We start from the raw sequence: 14,781 nt of genomic DNA, 5'->3' as shown, positions 1-14,781 counted from the left end.
CAGTATCAGTCAAGGACATTTTAAAAAGTGATTCAGGCTCAAGAAATGTGACATCCAAGAACATTGAAAAGTGACATCCCAGCACATTACGGCCTGAAAAGTGAGTGACAAGAACATTAGTTATTTCGATAACATGAAGGTATTTTTTAACTTGACATATCCGAAAAAATACAGTTGACTTCCCATGAAAGGTGGGATAATGTGAAATCTCCTAAAACTTCATCCGTGAGGCCAGACGATAAATGGTCATTTTTATTGGTAGAGGACTTGTATCTATCCCGAAGTGGCGAGTATCCGCGAGGACTCGGCGGCTTGATGAAGGCCGTAGGACCACTTCGGGATTTCTATTGAAGGGAGGACAACATCATGGGAAAGGTCGTGGGGATTTCAGGAGGTGGAGCCATGGAAGACAAGCAAGTGGAAAGGGATGTCACATTCGATCAGAGCGAAAAAGGCAGGATCATTGGGAACGACGAGGATTTGTACCATACACTGGGAGATCTGGCAGACTACATGAAGCTTGTCTCCGAACTGGCCGGGGAGGTAAGGACGGATCATGATCAGGCTCGTTTAGATGCTATCGGACTCATGGCGGACAAGGCTTATGAAGATCTGGCAAACGGGATGGTTTACGTGTCGGAAAAAAGCGAGGCCTTCGCATAACCAGGCCCCGGGCGGGTTCCGGACCTGCCCGGGGTGCAAGACAGGTAAAAATTTTTATACTGTTCTGGATCGAAAGGAAAAGTTGGACCATGATCAAACTCTTAAACGATCAACCCAATACCCGGGCGCCATGGAGCTGGACGGCTACAAATGAGGCGCGTGGAGAGGATATCAAGAAGACCATCGAGACCTATCGGAAATGGTGGCCGTTGACCGAACGAATGGTCTACTACCGGCTTATCTCTTCTGGATTTGTATCGGGGGATCACTGGTATAAATACGGGAATCGTAAGCAGGGAAAGGTTGATGTTTACAAGACGATCATTCGGACTTTAAAGTGGTTGAGGATTCACGATAAGGTACCATGGCAAGCCATAACCGACGAACATCGGATTGTTACATCTAAGTTGGGGTTTGAGTCATACGAACAGTTTATCAATCAAGAGCTTCGACTTTTTATGAGGGGTTACCGAAAATGTGTGGCGGCAAAGCAGGAGTATTACCTCGAGGTATGGATTGAAAAGGCTGCGCTGTTTCACATGGTGAAACCCATCGTGGACCGTTTTTGCCGGCGGACGGTAGTATGCAAGGGATATAGCAGTCTGTCCTTCCAGGCGGACTTCTACAATCGGGCAAGCGAGGCTTTGATGAGGAGTCAAAAGCCTATTATTCTGTATTTCGGGGATTGGGATCCGTCAGGGTGTGACATGCCCTATTCGATAATGAAAACGCTGGAAGACGAGCTGGAGTTGAGCGGAGTTGAAATCTACAGATGCGGCATAAACCCGGAACACTTTCCGCACTTACAGGCAGAGCCCGTCCCTGTAAAAGATACGGACAGTCGGGCAAAAAAATTCATCCAAGAGCATGGCGCAACAGCATACGAACTGGACGCCTTCCATCCAGAGGAGTTACAGTCGCTTGTGCGAAAGAGTTTAGAGGCCTTTACGGACATGGAACAGGTGGAATCAGATTTACAAGAGGAAGAAGAGGACAAGGATTTTTTGAAGGATCTGCGATTCGATGTGATTTCATTCATCCAAGAAAGGTTGGGGGTTTGAACGATGCAGAACAGTGCAAGCTGGTTGTACTGTACGTGCATGGAACGGGCCGGCCATACCATGGCATAGGCCAGGAAACCTCAAGCGTGAAAAAGGAGGACACACCATGAATCTGAAACCTATTATTATCGGGCTGACATTGGCACTGGCAATTCCTGCCACATCATTTGCGGCCATGCACTGCGGCGGGGGATGGATCCATGTGGGGGATTCTGCCGGGAAAATCCTGAAGAGATGCGGGAAGCCCCATTACAAGACGACAACAAAGATAGGTTTGTCTTCCCATGAGGAGGTCTGGTATTACGAGTTCAGCGGGAAGCTGCCCCACACTGTGACCATCCGAGACGGGAAGGTGATTAAGATCGAGGTGGATTGACTCCCATCTGAGTCAATGAAAAAAATGCATCCCCTATCATTTTATTGTTGACATTATATATATTATGAATATAATACTTGTAACACTATATGAAAGGGGTGAGTTCAGTGACAAAGTACATGATTGAGTTTCCCTCAGACTTGCACAAGGCGGCAAAGCTGAGGGCTGTTGAAGAGGGCATCACTTTAAAAGAGCTTATCATCAAGGCAGTGATGGAATATCTCAAAAAAGGGGGGTGATGCATTGATGAAGATTGAGTGCCCAAAGTGCGGGGCTGTTTACAAAATAGATCCTTCAAAGGTTCCTGATAAAGGGGCCTATGGTAGATGTTCAAAATGTAACACACGATTTTTTTTGAAAAAAAAGGAGAACGATGAAAATCAAAAGATTTGTCCATTTTGTGCGGAGACTATCAAAAAAGAAGCGATCGTCTGCCGGTATTGTGGAAGGGAATTGCTTGCTGATAAAAAGGAACTCCAAGAAAAGCCAGGAACCGGAGCTGATAATAAAGTCAGAACAACTAAGCGGATGGGTTGTCCAAATTGTGGGAGCACCAATATAGAAAAAATTTCTCTGAAGAATAAAGTTGGGTCAGGAGCTCTCTTTGGCGTTTTCGCTATTGGTCATATAGCGAAAACTTTCAAATGTAAAAATTGTGGATATAAATGGTGAACACATCTTCTGGCTGGAGAAAGGGGGTGCATAACATGGGGGTTGTCGTTCGGCAGAAAAAGAAGGGCCGAGGCGAACCATGGTGGATCTTCATCGCCCATAACGGGAAACGGACATCCCGGAGGGTAGGCGACAAGACCGCGGCCGAGAAAGTGGCAACTGAGATCCGGGCAAGGTTGCAGTTGGGGGATTTTGACCTTGATCGGAAAGAAGAAAAGACCATGCCCTTGTTCAAGGATTATGCCGAGGGGTTCATGGAGACCTACTCCGCTATGAACCATAAACCGTCAACAAGGGATTCCTATCGATCGGCATTGGATCTGCATCTTATCCCTGCCTTTGGGGAGATGGAAATCGACAAGATCACCAGAAAGGACATCAAGGCTTTTATCAATACCAAACGACAGGGAGGGCTTTCTTCTGCCAGTGTAAGGAACCTGAAGGCTTACTTGAGCGCGATCTTGGGAGAGGCCCTTGATGATGAACTGATCCCGTTCAACCCTGCGGCCGGCACCGGGAAATTGATCCAGAAAGACGACAAACCTGAAATTCGACCTCTTACCTGGGAAGAAACAAAGAAATTTGAAAATGCTGTCCAAGAACACTTCCCGCGATACTATCCATTCTTCCTCACAGGATTACGCACCGGAATGCGTTTAGGCGAGCTTGTGGCACTGAAACCCGGGGATTTGGATTTTAACGGAGGATTCATTGAGGTCAGAAGGAGCTTCACAAAGGGGCGTATGGGAAGACCAAAAAACGGCACATCCCGGAAGGTGGACATGAGCCAGCAGCTCCAGGAGGTCCTGAAAAAGCATCTGACCGACCGGAAGAAAGACACCCTAAAAAACGGATGGAAGGAACCTCCGGAGTTTCTGTTCTACAACGAGATCGGCGGTATGATCGACGGAAACAACCTCCGGCGCCGGACGTTCACCAAGGCCCTGGAAAAGGCAGAGCTGAGGCATATCAGGATGCACGATTTGAGACACACATATGCATCTTTGAGGATCAGCAAGGGCGATAACATCCAGGATGTGAGCAAGCAGCTGGGCCACGCAACCGTTGGCTTTACGTTGGCCGTCTATTCCCATTGGCTACCAGGACAGGCCAAAAACCAGGTTGACGAACTGGATTGTGTAGAGGCACCCACTTGCACCCCAGCTGCACCCTCCACCGAAAATGACAAAGAAAAAGGGGCAGCTTTATAAGCTAACCCCTTAATATAACTGGCGCGCCCAGCAAGATTCGAACTTGCGACCTACGGATTCGTAGTCCGTCACTCTATCCAACTGAGCTATGGGCGCAGAAGAGACAAATGTAGCTATACCAGAATCAGGATCGTGTGGCAAGACGGGATTTTATTTCGGAGGGGATTTTCAAGTATATCTTTCGACCACCCTCTCGAGGATGTCGGTGGTCGAAAATCCGGTCGCAAAAGGGATGCGTTTCACCTCGCCCCCTCCTTCCTTTACCACCTCGGCACCAATGATCTTGTCCTCGGCCCAGTCCCCCCCCTTGACAAGGGTGTCGGGAAGCAGGTCCTGGATTACCCGGAGCGGATTGTCTTCCTCGAAGATCAGGACCAGATCCACCGATTCCAGAGCGGCTACCAACTCGGCCCTGGCTGCTTGTTCAAGGATCGGCCGCTTCGGCCCTTTGATCATGCGTACAGATTCATCGCTGTTGATGGCAACGACGAGAAAGTCACCCAATTCTCTGGCCGCAGAGAGATACCGGGTATGGCCGGGATGAAGGATGTCAAAGCAGCCGTTGGTGAACACCACCTGCTTTCCCGACATCTTCATGCGGGAGCATTCGTTTTTTGCCTCGGCAAGGGTCTTTATTTTGGTAAGGTACACATCGCACCATCCTGTGACACATGAAAATTTAAACTGAAAATGAGATTTCAAGGCCATGAAGTGCCATTTGCGGTTGATGTCATCGCAGGTACACTGGCGCTCGAAACCTGAACCCCCTGTGACAAAAAACCTCCCCAACACCCCGACCTCGCCTGTCTACCTCCCCGCCCGCGCAAGGCTGAGACCGAAGACCTTTTCCGCGCCCCCCCTCCTGAGTATCCGGGCGCATTCGTTGAGGGTGTTTCCTGTGGTGACCACGTCATCCACCAGGAGGATGAATTTCCCTTTGACCGCGTCTGTGTTTGTCAGTTCAAAGGCCCCTCGAACATTTTGCAATCTCTCTTTTTTGGCCAGGCCGGCCTGGGGCGGCGTATATCTTACCCTTCTCAAAGAGAGAAAGTCCAGATCGATGTGAAGGGCCCGGGACACGTGCCTTGCCAGAAGGAGGCTCTGATTGAATCCCCTTTCCCGAAGCCTCTTGGGATGCAGTGGAACGGGAATAATTAGAACACTCCCTGATCGGTCAAACCGGTCTTCCGCAAACCGGACCAGGAGAGGGCCAAAGGCGTCGGCCAGGAAGCTTTTTGAACCGTATTTGAAACGATGGATTCCCTCCAAAATCGCTCCCTCGTAACGGTACGGGGCCCAGGCGGCCTCATAAGCCGGCCTGTTTCTCAGACAGTCCTCACAGAGATGATCCTCAATTACCTCTGAAGAAAAGGGCTGTCCGCATATAGGACATAAGGGCGAGGCAATACAACTAACATCGGCTGTGCAGCCCGGGCAGAAGAATGAGGAATGGGTCTCTCTTGAAAGTGGGCCCTTCCAGAGAAAGCGATCGCAGACGGCGCATCTCGGGGGGTAAATGATATCGGCGAACAATTCCAAAAGGTTCATGAAGTCTTGGTACGCGCTACAGGTTTGTCCTGGATGGCGGCCTGGGATTCCCGGACAAATTCCTCAAATGAACTCTCCCGATCAATCCCCCGGCAGGCCAGCTTTGCCATTTCCCAGGTTTCCCGATCCTTGACATTTGCAGGGTAATAGGGCCACAAGGCGCAACGGGCCGGTTTGACAGGATGTATCCGGCACCCTTTTCCCTTTTCGTAAAAGATGCAGAAATTGTCTTCCCCGGTCGTCAAATATGTGCGGCAGTTTCTCTCTTCACAGAACCGGTCCAGGAAGTCCGGCGTACGGATGCCAAGGAATCGGGAGATCCTCTCTTTCTCATTTTTATCAAGAAAGATGCCCCCTTCGCCGTAGCAACAGTCTCCGCACATCTTGCAGTCAAATGTCGTCATGAGGAAAACACCTGGCAGTGCCTGAACGAAAACCCGGTTCAGGCACAATTGAATATTGAAGAATTGAATATTGAAAATTGATGGAATAAATTCAGGCTTAACAAAACGGATTCTCACAATTGACTGTTTCTTGATTTCCGGGTTTCCGTTCAGACACCAAATAAGCCGCTTATCCACTGTTCAGCCGCGCTGTCCCGGACTACCGGGTGGAAGGAGGGTAAAATGGTTCAGCGTTTAGGGTCGGTTCATTGCCTTGCGTCCTCCTTTTGCTCCCTGACTTTCCCATTATAGCACAAAGGAAGACGCGTGCAACCTGAACAACGGCGGAACCGGATTATTCAGCAGAACCTCGAGATCTTGAAATCGATTCAATCCATGTGTTATAAACCATCAAAGCGTATCATAAACAGTCCTGTGACACCAGCAAGAAGGAGGGCATAAAGATGGCAAGAGATCCTGGAATCGGCAAAAAAGTAGTGGGAACCATTACAGGCGTGCGAGGTCAGTGCGATGCCGGCCATCAGGTTGGGGACACATTCGAGATCAGTTGTCATAATCCGGGCGGTTTATGCGGGTTTTTTTATCATGATATCTTTCCCAGTCTTTCCACCTTTCAATTCGGCGGGAATCTGCCGTGGTGGGAGGGTGATGCGATTGAGCTGCAATGCCCCGACAGCCATAACCTCGTATCCATAAGATTGGAGAGATTCGACCGGACACCCAGCTCGACATAGCCGAAGCCCAAGAGTCATGGCGTAAGGACCCTCGAATCTTCCGAACTGTCGCACGGGATCAGGGGCCTGTGAGAACGACAACCAAAACGAACGTTCTGAAAAGGTGGGACGGATTATCAACCTATCAGCTTCTCCAGATCCCAGTCCACGAGGAGCCGCAGCCTGATGTCGTCATCCTTTCTTCTGTAGATGAGATGTCCGTTTTCGATGCCGTACAGGAAGAGGTCCCGGGTGGCCGCCACATCGCGGCAACAGTATTCGGTCAACTTTTTCATCTCCCCCTGCCGGAACCATTCCACGGCCTGCAGGCCGTCGGCCGTCTTTCCCTGCTTCAAGGTCTCCGTGGCCAGGTGGTCGAGCCCGAGTCGGAATCCGAGCCGGCGGTAGACATCCTCCAGAATGTCAAAGGTGGGGAGTCGGGACAATTTCTGCTCAGAATAGGCCCCCAGGACCCGGTAATCGAATTGTTTGATATTGAATCCGATGATCAGATCGCCCTTCCTCAAATAAGCGAGCAGATCGTCGATTCTGTCTTCTTCGAATATCAAGAAGTCGTCTTGAATGCTGTCAAAGAGGACCGCCACCGAGATCCGCATGAGGTGGCAGTTCTGCCAGCCTCCCACCTCCTTGGCGATCTTCTGGGTCTCGAGGTCCAGATAGAGGATCCTGGGGCCGCTGGTTTCTTCAGTAAGGATCGCCGGGCCCGGAAACGGCTCCACCGGGACCTGATCGTCCTCGGCCGACATATCGCTCAAGGGAATATGCCCCAACAGCCCTTCAAGGATCAGTTGCGCTGCCCCCTTGTCCAGGGGCTTATTGCCCGAACCGCATTTGGGGGAATGGATGCAGGAGGGGCAGCCCTCTTCGCATGGACATTCTTTGATGATCTCCCAGGTTTTTTCGAGGAGTTCCAGTATGGCGTCGAACCCTCGCTGGGCCAGGCCCACGCCCCCGGGATAGGCGTCATAGATGAAGATGGCGCTCTTGCCCACCTGGGGGTGATGGGGATAGCATATGCCTCCCACATCGTTTCGGTCGCAGAGGGCGAAGAGGGGGAAAATGCCGATCGCCGCGTGTTCGATGGCGTGGATTCCCCCCATAAAATGGAGCCCTTTCCCCTCTATGAACCGCTTCATCACCGGCTCGATCTCAATCCAGAAACCGATGGTTTCAAAGACCTGGGGAGGGAGGTCCAGGTCGAAGACCCCGATCAGGCCCTGGCCCGGCAGTGCCCGCTTTTCATAACCGGTAATCACCTCGGTGACCCGAAGCCTCCCCTCCCGCACCAGGAACTGTCTTCGGGGCCTGCTGCGGTTGACCTCAATAATTTCGGTCTCCTTTTCACTGCGGGTGCGGGTGAAATATTTTTGGTGAGAGTGGTGGACGACGATATCCTTCTTGTCAAGGAGGAGCCGGTCCACTGTATATGCCCGGGCCCGGTGAAGGTAGATGGCCCCGGGATGACATTCCTTGAAGGCCCGAATGCCGTCGACGGTCCCGATGGCCTCTCCGGTCGCTGCATCAAAAATGGTATAGGTATCTCCTGAGGAGCGGATATTGACTGACAGTGCCGGGTTCCGCCTGGCCGGAAACCATGCGGGTTCCCCCTCGGCCGTTCGGTTCAAGTGCCCCTCTCTCTCCAGTTTCTCGAGGTGGCCCATCAGGTCCTTGGGCCAGAAGACTTTGTCCGCGAGGGTGAGGGGGATCTCTGCTGCAGCACAGGGGAGATGGGCGTCCACCACGTAAGAATTGTCGGGGTCCAGCACAGCGGCCTCAAAAGATCTTTCAAAGAAGTCCTCCGGATGCTTCATGAAGTATTGATCCAATGCATCAGGCTTTCCCACCAGGATAATGGCGGATTCCCGTCCCGAGCGTCCCACCCGCCCCCCCCGCTGCCAGGTATTGATGATGGTCCCGGGATACCCTACCAACAGACAGATATCCAGGTTACCGATATCGATTCCCATCTCCAGGGCACTGGTGGAAATGACACCCAGGAGGCTGCCGTCTGCCAGGCGTTGTTCAATGTGGCGCCTTTCTCCGGCCATGAAACCGGCGCGGTATGAACTGATCTTGTTCCTCAGTTCAGGAGCCAACTGGGAGACCCAGAGATGGATCAATTCCGTCACTTTCCTTGCCTGGGTAAAGACAATGGTCCGGAATCCGTTACGGAGACAATCGGCAAATAGCCTGGCCGAATGGTAATTGGGACTTTCTTCGGGATTGAGGAAGAGGAAATGCTGGCCTGACCTTGGACTCCCTGAGGAGCAGACCACCTCGAGCTCCTCTTCGATCAATCTTTCGCCAAAGTTCTTCGGGTTGCTGATGGTGGCGGATAGGAGGACAAAACGCGGAGACGAGCCATAATGGCGACACAGTCGCTTCAACCTCCGGATGACCTGGTTGAGGTGGGAGCCGAAGATACCCCGGTAGGTGTGGACCTCGTCCAGTATTACAAATGAGAGGTTCCTGAGAAGCGGTTCCCAGTTCTGATGAAAGGCCAGAATGCCGCGGTGGAGCATATCGGGATTGGTGAAAAGGATATCCGGCATCTTTTCCCGGATCTTCTTTCGGTGGTAAGGGGTGGTGTCTCCATCGTAAATATGGGCAGAGATCTTTCTGCTGTGAATCCCCTTTAGCCACAAAGAGAGGTTTTTCATCTGGTCCTGTGCGAGCGCCTTAAGGGGAAAAATATATAGGGCCTTGGCATTCCCATTCTTTAAAACTTCCTCAATGACCCCGAGGTTGTAGATCAGGCTCTTGCCGCTGGCTGTTTCCGTGGCCACCAGGAGATTCGATCCTCTTTTCAGGTGATGGATGGCCTCTGCCTGGTGACGATACAGACTGTCCAGACCCAGTCGTTTCATGACCGCAAGGATCTCGTGGTGGATTTCCGGCCCGGGAGCGAACTCAGGCTTTCGGGGAGGGAGGTACCGGTGGTACACCACGGCGCCCTGAAAATCCGGATGGGCTTTCAGCCTGCTGATATATTGGGAGAGGGTCACTGTGAGCGGCTATTCGGCATTTGTATTGAGAGTCTTCCAGAATTTCTTCCGGAGGGTCTCTGAGATCTCTTGCTCGCCTGGCCCGGCATGGGACCCTGATTTCTTTCGAACCTCTTCATGTGCAGCCTTCAGTATATCACTCATAAAGGTGTCGTTTTCGTCGCTCCACGCACTCCAGCCGTCGATGCCGATATATTCGTTATAGGACGTTGTGTAATAGGGGTCGTAAATCCGGACGCCCCGCTTCGCATCAAATTCGTAGCTGACGAATTTTCCGTCAAAAAGCTCAAAATCCTCATCACCCAGCCCCAGTTTCTTTAAAAGGGGCTTGTGCGCTTCTTTTACTTCCATCATTGACTCCTTGTGCCGGCGCCGCCTTCATCCAAGTGGTTAATGAGGCCAAAAGGACTTGAAGGACCCAAAGGGATCCACGATACGGAATCAACCATCAATCCTGGACTCCCAGGCGCTTTTTTGTCGATTCCAGTTTATGCTGGGCCTCCTCCCATTGAAGGAGCCGCTCGTCCAGTTCGTGGCGGATGTCGCGGTATTCGGCAAGGAGGGGCACGCTGACGTCCTTATCTGCAAAGATATCGGGATCTGCCAGCATTTTTTCCACCTGTTGTTGTCTGGCTTCAAGAGCGGCGATGCGTTCTTCCTCCCGTTCGAGCCGTTTCTGAATCGGGGTTAGTGCGTCATGGATGATCTGCCGTTTTTTTGCCTCTTGCCTTTTTTCGTTTTTGCGATCCCGTTTGCCCGTACCTGGAATCTCCACTGTTCTATCTACGGTCTTCACGCCTTCGGGGATGGATTGTTTTCTGAGGCGTTCTGCCTTCTGCCCCGGGGCGCCGTCCACCTTACGGAGGTGGTCATAATACTCCTCCAGACGACCCGGATAATCCGTTATCCCACGGCCCTGGATGTCCCAGATCTTCGTGGCCAGACTGTTGACAAAGGACTGGTTGTGAGAGACGAACAGGAGTGTCCCGTCATATCTTTTCAAGGCATGGATCAGCGTCTCCGACGATTCGATATCCAGATGATTGGTGGGTTCATCCATCAACATGAAATTGCCCGGTTTTACAAGGAGCTTTGCAAGAGAGACCCTGGCCCTTTCCCCTCCTGAAAGGACACCGATCGGCTTGTCCACATCGTTTCCTGAAAAGAGGAAGGCGCCGCAAACCGACCGGACATAACCGATCGTGGCGTGGGGAACGATCTGATAGACTTCTTCTATGACCGTGTTCCGGGGATTGAGCCAATCCGAGTGGTGCTGGGCAAAATAAGCAAGACTGACCTCATGGCCCAATGCGATCCTCCCCCGGTCCGGTTCCAGTTCGCCGGCCACTAACCGCAGCAGAGTGGTTTTGCCGCAACCGTTGGGACCGATAATGGCAATCCTTTCTCCGCGCAGAACCTTCAGGTCCAGGGCGTCATAGAGGATATTGTCGCCAAAGTGTTTTGATACGTTTTCAAAAGATGCCACCTCTCTCCCGCTCCGGGCCACTTCAGGGAAGGAGAAATGAATGGTTTTTTCTTTTCGGCGGGTTTCCACCAGTTCCATCTTTCTAACCAATTTGATCTTGCTTTGCGCCTGTCTCGCCTTTGTTGCCTTTGAACGGAAGCGTTCAATAAACTTCTCGGCGTCCCGTATCTTCTGCTCCTGATTCTTGGCCCTTGCTTCCAGGGACCGGATCTCTTCCTGTCGGGCCTTGAGATAAAAATCATAATTGCCGTTATATGATCTCATCCCTTCGGTTTCAAAAGAGACCACACGGTTAACTTGTCGATTGAGGAACTCCCTGTCGTGGGAGACAAGGACCAAAGCTCCCTTGAAACCCTGCAGAAATCCCTCCAGCCACTTGACGGACGGCATATCCAGGTGATTGGTGGGTTCGTCCAAAAGGAGCAGATCCGGTTTTTGATACAGGAGGGCGGACAAGGCGGCTCTCATCTTCCATCCGCCGCTCAGTGAGGAAACAGATCGGGTGAAGTCTTTGGTCTCAAACCCCAACCCCAGAAGGATCTTCTCTGCTTCGTGCCTCGGAAATGTCTGCTCTAACAGACTCATATCGTGATGGATTTCAGCGATCTGTCTCCCCAGACGGGCCTGTTCCGCCGCATCATGCCGGGTCTTCAGGGCGCGGTTCGCCGAGTTGAGGGCGTTTTCGAGATCAGTCCGTCCCGGAATGGCATTGAGAACGGCATCGAGAAGAGGCCCTGACGCGGATTCATGAACATCCTGCGGCAGGTAGCCGATCCGGGTTCGCCGTGCGATTTTAACCTCTCCATCGTCAGGAGAGATCTCTCCTGTGATGATCCTGAGCAGGCTGGTCTTGCCCAATCCGTTGCGGCCCACCAGGCCGATCCTGTCGCCCGGTTCCACCTGAAATCCGATGTCGTGAAAAATCTCCCTTTCGGAAAAGGTAAGGGAGACCCTGATGAGGGTAATGAGACTCATGGGTATAAAAGGCTCCTTTTATGCTGCCGCATATATATAATGGTTTGGTAAGGGTTTTCAAGCTCCAACTGTGCGCTTGTTGTATTTGGGCGGATATGATAGGTTAAAAGGGACAAGACATGAGGTGGAGCAGGAGGCTCGGGGATCGTGACTGCCGGTCATCGATCCGAGGTGAATTTTAAGAAGGAGATGTGCGTCATGGAAACCGTCAGAAGCACCTTGTGGGAGATCGTAGGGCGAATGTCCGATACGTATAAGGATCGAGATGCCCTTATTCACGCGGAAAGAGGGGTGCGGTTTAATTATGCCCTTCTATCGTGGGAAGTGGAGCGGACGGCAAAGGGGCTCGTTCGTTTGGGAATCCAGACCGGAGATCGGGTGGCGCTATGGGCACCCAATGTCCCGGAGTGGTTGATATCCATGCTGGCGCTCAGCAGACTGGGGGCTGTGACGGTTCCCGTGGCCCCGGGTGCCGGGCGGGATGAGCTGAAATTCATCCTCCAGCAGTCCGAATGCAATGGAATTATTGTCTCAAAGGCCTTGGAGGACGAAGAATGCCTGGATGCGGTCTTCTACGCAAGGGATGTGGTCGAATCCCTTGAAAATGTGGTGGTGATCGCGGATGAGACCTTTCCGATGACGGTCCCATGGACCGAATTGACCGCAATGGGAGAAGATGAGGATGCGTTGAAACTGGCAGTGATGGAAAAGGCGATCACGCCCGAGGACCCTGTAGCGATCATGTACACATCGGGAACCACGGGCACGCCGAAAGGAGTGGTCCTGGATCACCTGGGACTGATCAACAAGTCCATTGCCTCCACCAAGCGCCAGGGGATCGGCCATGAGGACCGGATGTGTCTTTTTTTCCCTCTGTTCCATATGTTTGGGAATACCTGTATCGCACTTGCCGGCCTCATCAGGGGGGCCGCATTGATCATCCCCTGCGATGTATTTGACCCTTCCAAGGTACTCAAGGCCATTCACAAGGAACAGTGTACGGCGATATATGGTTCCCCGTCCATGCTGATCGCCCTCGTGGATCATCCCGAATTTCGCAATAAGTGGTGGAATTCGGTGAAAAAAGGGACGATCGGCGGTGCTCCCTGTCCCATGGAATTGATGAAGCGGCTCGTAGATGAGATTGGGGTTTCGCATGTCACAGTAGCGTATGGGATTACAGAGGCGTCTTCGTGGATCACCATGACCCGCCCGGATGATCCCATCGAGTTAAGGGTAGGGACCATCGGGACCTCGCTTCCCTGCAATGAAGTCAAGATCGTTGACCCGGCTACCGGGGAAGATCTCCCGCCCGGGACCCAGGGGGAGCTGTGTACGAGAGGCTTTCTGATGAAGGAATACTACAGAATGCCGGGTGCCACCGCCTCGGCCGTTGACCGGGATGGATGGTTTCATACCGGGGATCTTGGGAAGATGGATGATGCCGGCTATTTCAGGATCACCGGCCGGCTGAAAGATGTGATCGTCAGGGACGGCGTGGAGATCCATCCGGTTGAGGTGGAAGAGTGCATTTACCGGCACCCGGATGTGTCGGAGGTCCAGGTCTTCGGTTTTCCCCACCCGGAAAGGGGACAGGAGGTGGCGGCATGGTTAAAGTTGAAAGAAGGATCCCATGTGTCCGGGATTGCTCTGGCCGCATATGCAAAGGATTATCTGGACGAAGCCCTGTTGCCGCACTATTTCAAGATCGTCTCCGGATTCCCCATGACCAAGAGCGGCAAGGTGCAGAAATACAAGCTTGCTGAAATGGCGGTCGCGGAATACCTTGCTGGGGAAGAAATCCGGGAGAGGGAAGGAAGTCCCGGCGTGAAGCAGGTTGTATATTCCGGCAGCGCCCCCGGGGTATTGGGTCCCTACAGCCAGGCAATCCGGGCGGGAGACTATCTCTTTACATCAGGGCAAGTGGGGGTTGATCCGGTCCTTGGCCGGCTGGTGGAGGGAGGAATTGAAGCTCAGACCCGTCAGGTCATGGAGAATCTGAAGGCTGTGCTGAAGGCCGGGGGGGCCGATTTCTCAAGGGTGATAAAGGCGACCGTGTACCTGGCCGATATAAACGACTTTTCAGCGTTTAACAAGGTGTATGGGACCTATTTTTTGTCGGATCCGCCCGCACGGAGCGCATTTCAAGTGGCGGCCCTCCCTTTAGGCGCGGCCGTGGAGATTGAAATGGTCGCCATTGCCGGCTAAACCGTTGCCAGCTTCCTGTGTTCCTGCATGATGCATTTGTCCATGATCACCTGGATGCCTGTTCCCCTGGCCTTTTGAGCTGCAGCATTGTGCACAACCCCCACCTGCATCCAGATGACGCGAACCCTTTTGTCAATGGCCTGATCCACCAGCGGCGGGACTCGGGTCGGATTCAAAAAAAGATTGACCATATCCACCTGAAACGGGATGTCCGCCACAGACCTGTAGCACGTTTTGCCAAGTATCTCTCTCTGGCCCGGATTAACGGGGACAACCTCGAAACCCTCCTGTATCAGGTAGCGGGCCACCCGGTTGCTGTCTCTTGCTTCCTTTGGAGAAAGCCCCACCACGGCGATGGTCCTGCATCGGTCGAGGATTTCTTTTATCTCTTTGGAAGGGGGATTGCCGTCAGGCAGTTCGCACGAGATCTTCTGCATG

The 14,781-nt window shown here is 52.4% G+C and carries 15 protein-coding genes and 1 tRNA gene; 8 read left to right on the top strand and 8 right to left on the bottom strand.

Annotation, left to right across the window (positions count from 1 at the left end; genetic code table 11):
• The first annotated feature begins 402 nt into the window (after positions 1-402).
• The 6 genes from K9N21_02725 to K9N21_02700 all read left to right on the top strand — a co-directional run bounded on the left by K9N21_02725 (position 403) and on the right by K9N21_02700 (position 3,983).
• Positions 403-663: a hypothetical protein gene (locus K9N21_02725; protein ID MCF8142814.1), complete on the top strand. Its 261-nt coding sequence runs from the start codon at positions 403-405 to the stop codon at positions 661-663.
• A 209-nt stretch (positions 664-872) separates the two neighbouring features.
• Positions 873-1,724: a hypothetical protein gene (locus K9N21_02720; protein ID MCF8142813.1), complete on the top strand. Its 852-nt coding sequence runs from the start codon at positions 873-875 to the stop codon at positions 1,722-1,724.
• Between the two features lie 106 nt (positions 1,725-1,830).
• The gene (locus K9N21_02715) at positions 1,831-2,100 is read left to right on the top strand and encodes a DUF2845 domain-containing protein (GenBank protein MCF8142812.1); all 270 of its coding nucleotides are present in this window, start codon (positions 1,831-1,833) and stop codon (positions 2,098-2,100) included.
• Between the two features lie 98 nt (positions 2,101-2,198).
• The gene (locus K9N21_02710; protein ID MCF8142811.1) at positions 2,199-2,339 is read left to right on the top strand and encodes a 3-hydroxyacyl-CoA dehydrogenase; all 141 of its coding nucleotides are present in this window, start codon (positions 2,199-2,201) and stop codon (positions 2,337-2,339) included.
• A 4-nt stretch (positions 2,340-2,343) separates the two neighbouring features.
• Entirely contained in the window at positions 2,344-2,772 is a 429-nt protein-coding gene (locus K9N21_02705) for a zinc-ribbon domain-containing protein (GenBank protein ID MCF8142810.1), read from the top strand.
• Positions 2,773-2,807: 35 nt separating this feature from the next.
• Positions 2,808-3,983, top strand: coding sequence for a site-specific integrase (locus K9N21_02700; protein MCF8142809.1), 1,176 nt, complete (start codon positions 2,808-2,810; stop codon positions 3,981-3,983).
• A gap of 19 nt (positions 3,984-4,002) precedes the next feature.
• Here K9N21_02700 and K9N21_02695 read toward each other — a convergent pair.
• The 4 genes from K9N21_02695 to K9N21_02680 form a co-directional block, all read right to left on the bottom strand.
• Positions 4,003-4,079: transfer RNA gene (locus K9N21_02695), tRNA-Arg, on the bottom strand.
• Between the two features lie 72 nt (positions 4,080-4,151).
• A complete protein-coding gene (rfaE2, locus tag K9N21_02690) occupies positions 4,152-4,691 on the bottom strand; it encodes a D-glycero-beta-D-manno-heptose 1-phosphate adenylyltransferase (protein ID MCF8142808.1) in 540 nt (179 codons plus the stop codon).
• A gap of 99 nt (positions 4,692-4,790) precedes the next feature.
• Positions 4,791-5,531 (bottom strand): ComF family protein, encoded by a 741-nt coding sequence (locus K9N21_02685; GenBank protein ID MCF8142807.1) that lies wholly within the window; start codon positions 5,529-5,531, stop codon positions 4,791-4,793.
• Positions 5,528-5,935 carry a YkgJ family cysteine cluster protein gene (locus K9N21_02680; GenBank protein MCF8142806.1) on the bottom strand — a complete coding sequence of 136 codons (408 nt, stop codon included), beginning with the start codon at positions 5,933-5,935 and terminating at the stop codon, positions 5,528-5,530. Before K9N21_02680 ends, K9N21_02685 begins: the two co-directional genes overlap by 4 nt.
• 443 nt (positions 5,936-6,378) lie before the next feature.
• Here K9N21_02680 and K9N21_02675 point away from each other — a divergent pair, with 443 nt between their 5' ends.
• Positions 6,379-6,669, top strand: a complete 291-nt coding sequence (locus tag K9N21_02675) for a TIGR04076 family protein (GenBank protein ID MCF8142805.1) — start codon at positions 6,379-6,381, stop codon at positions 6,667-6,669.
• 116 nt (positions 6,670-6,785) lie between these two features.
• On the opposite strand, the gene K9N21_02670 is transcribed toward K9N21_02675, so the two are convergent.
• The 3 genes from K9N21_02670 to K9N21_02660 form a co-directional block, all read right to left on the bottom strand.
• On the bottom strand, positions 6,786-9,674 hold the full coding sequence (locus K9N21_02670) for a DEAD/DEAH box helicase (GenBank protein MCF8142804.1): 2,889 nt from the start codon (positions 9,672-9,674) through the stop codon (positions 6,786-6,788).
• Positions 9,675-9,683: 9 nt separating this feature from the next.
• A complete protein-coding gene (locus K9N21_02665) occupies positions 9,684-10,028 on the bottom strand; it encodes a hypothetical protein (GenBank protein MCF8142803.1) in 345 nt (114 codons plus the stop codon).
• A 94-nt stretch (positions 10,029-10,122) separates the two neighbouring features.
• The gene (locus K9N21_02660) at positions 10,123-12,135 is read right to left on the bottom strand and encodes an ABC-F family ATP-binding cassette domain-containing protein (GenBank protein ID MCF8142802.1); all 2,013 of its coding nucleotides are present in this window, start codon (positions 12,133-12,135) and stop codon (positions 10,123-10,125) included.
• A 147-nt stretch (positions 12,136-12,282) separates the two neighbouring features.
• Here K9N21_02660 and K9N21_02655 point away from each other — a divergent pair, with 147 nt between their 5' ends.
• The gene (locus K9N21_02655; GenBank protein ID MCF8142801.1) at positions 12,283-14,343 is read left to right on the top strand and encodes a Rid family detoxifying hydrolase; all 2,061 of its coding nucleotides are present in this window, start codon (positions 12,283-12,285) and stop codon (positions 14,341-14,343) included.
• On the opposite strand, the gene K9N21_02650 is transcribed toward K9N21_02655, so the two are convergent.
• A complete protein-coding gene (locus K9N21_02650; protein MCF8142800.1) occupies positions 14,340-14,780 on the bottom strand; it encodes a CoA-binding protein in 441 nt (146 codons plus the stop codon). The genes K9N21_02655 and K9N21_02650 overlap by 4 nt on opposite strands.
• Between the last annotated feature and the right edge of the window lies 1 nt (position 14,781).

The organism is Deltaproteobacteria bacterium, from assembly GCA_021737785.1.
In the GTDB taxonomy this organism is placed as follows: domain Bacteria; phylum Desulfobacterota; class DSM-4660; order Desulfatiglandales; family Desulfatiglandaceae; genus AUK324.
The sequence above is the reverse complement of the archived record's forward strand: the minus strand, read 5'-3'. Positions and strand labels throughout refer to the sequence as shown.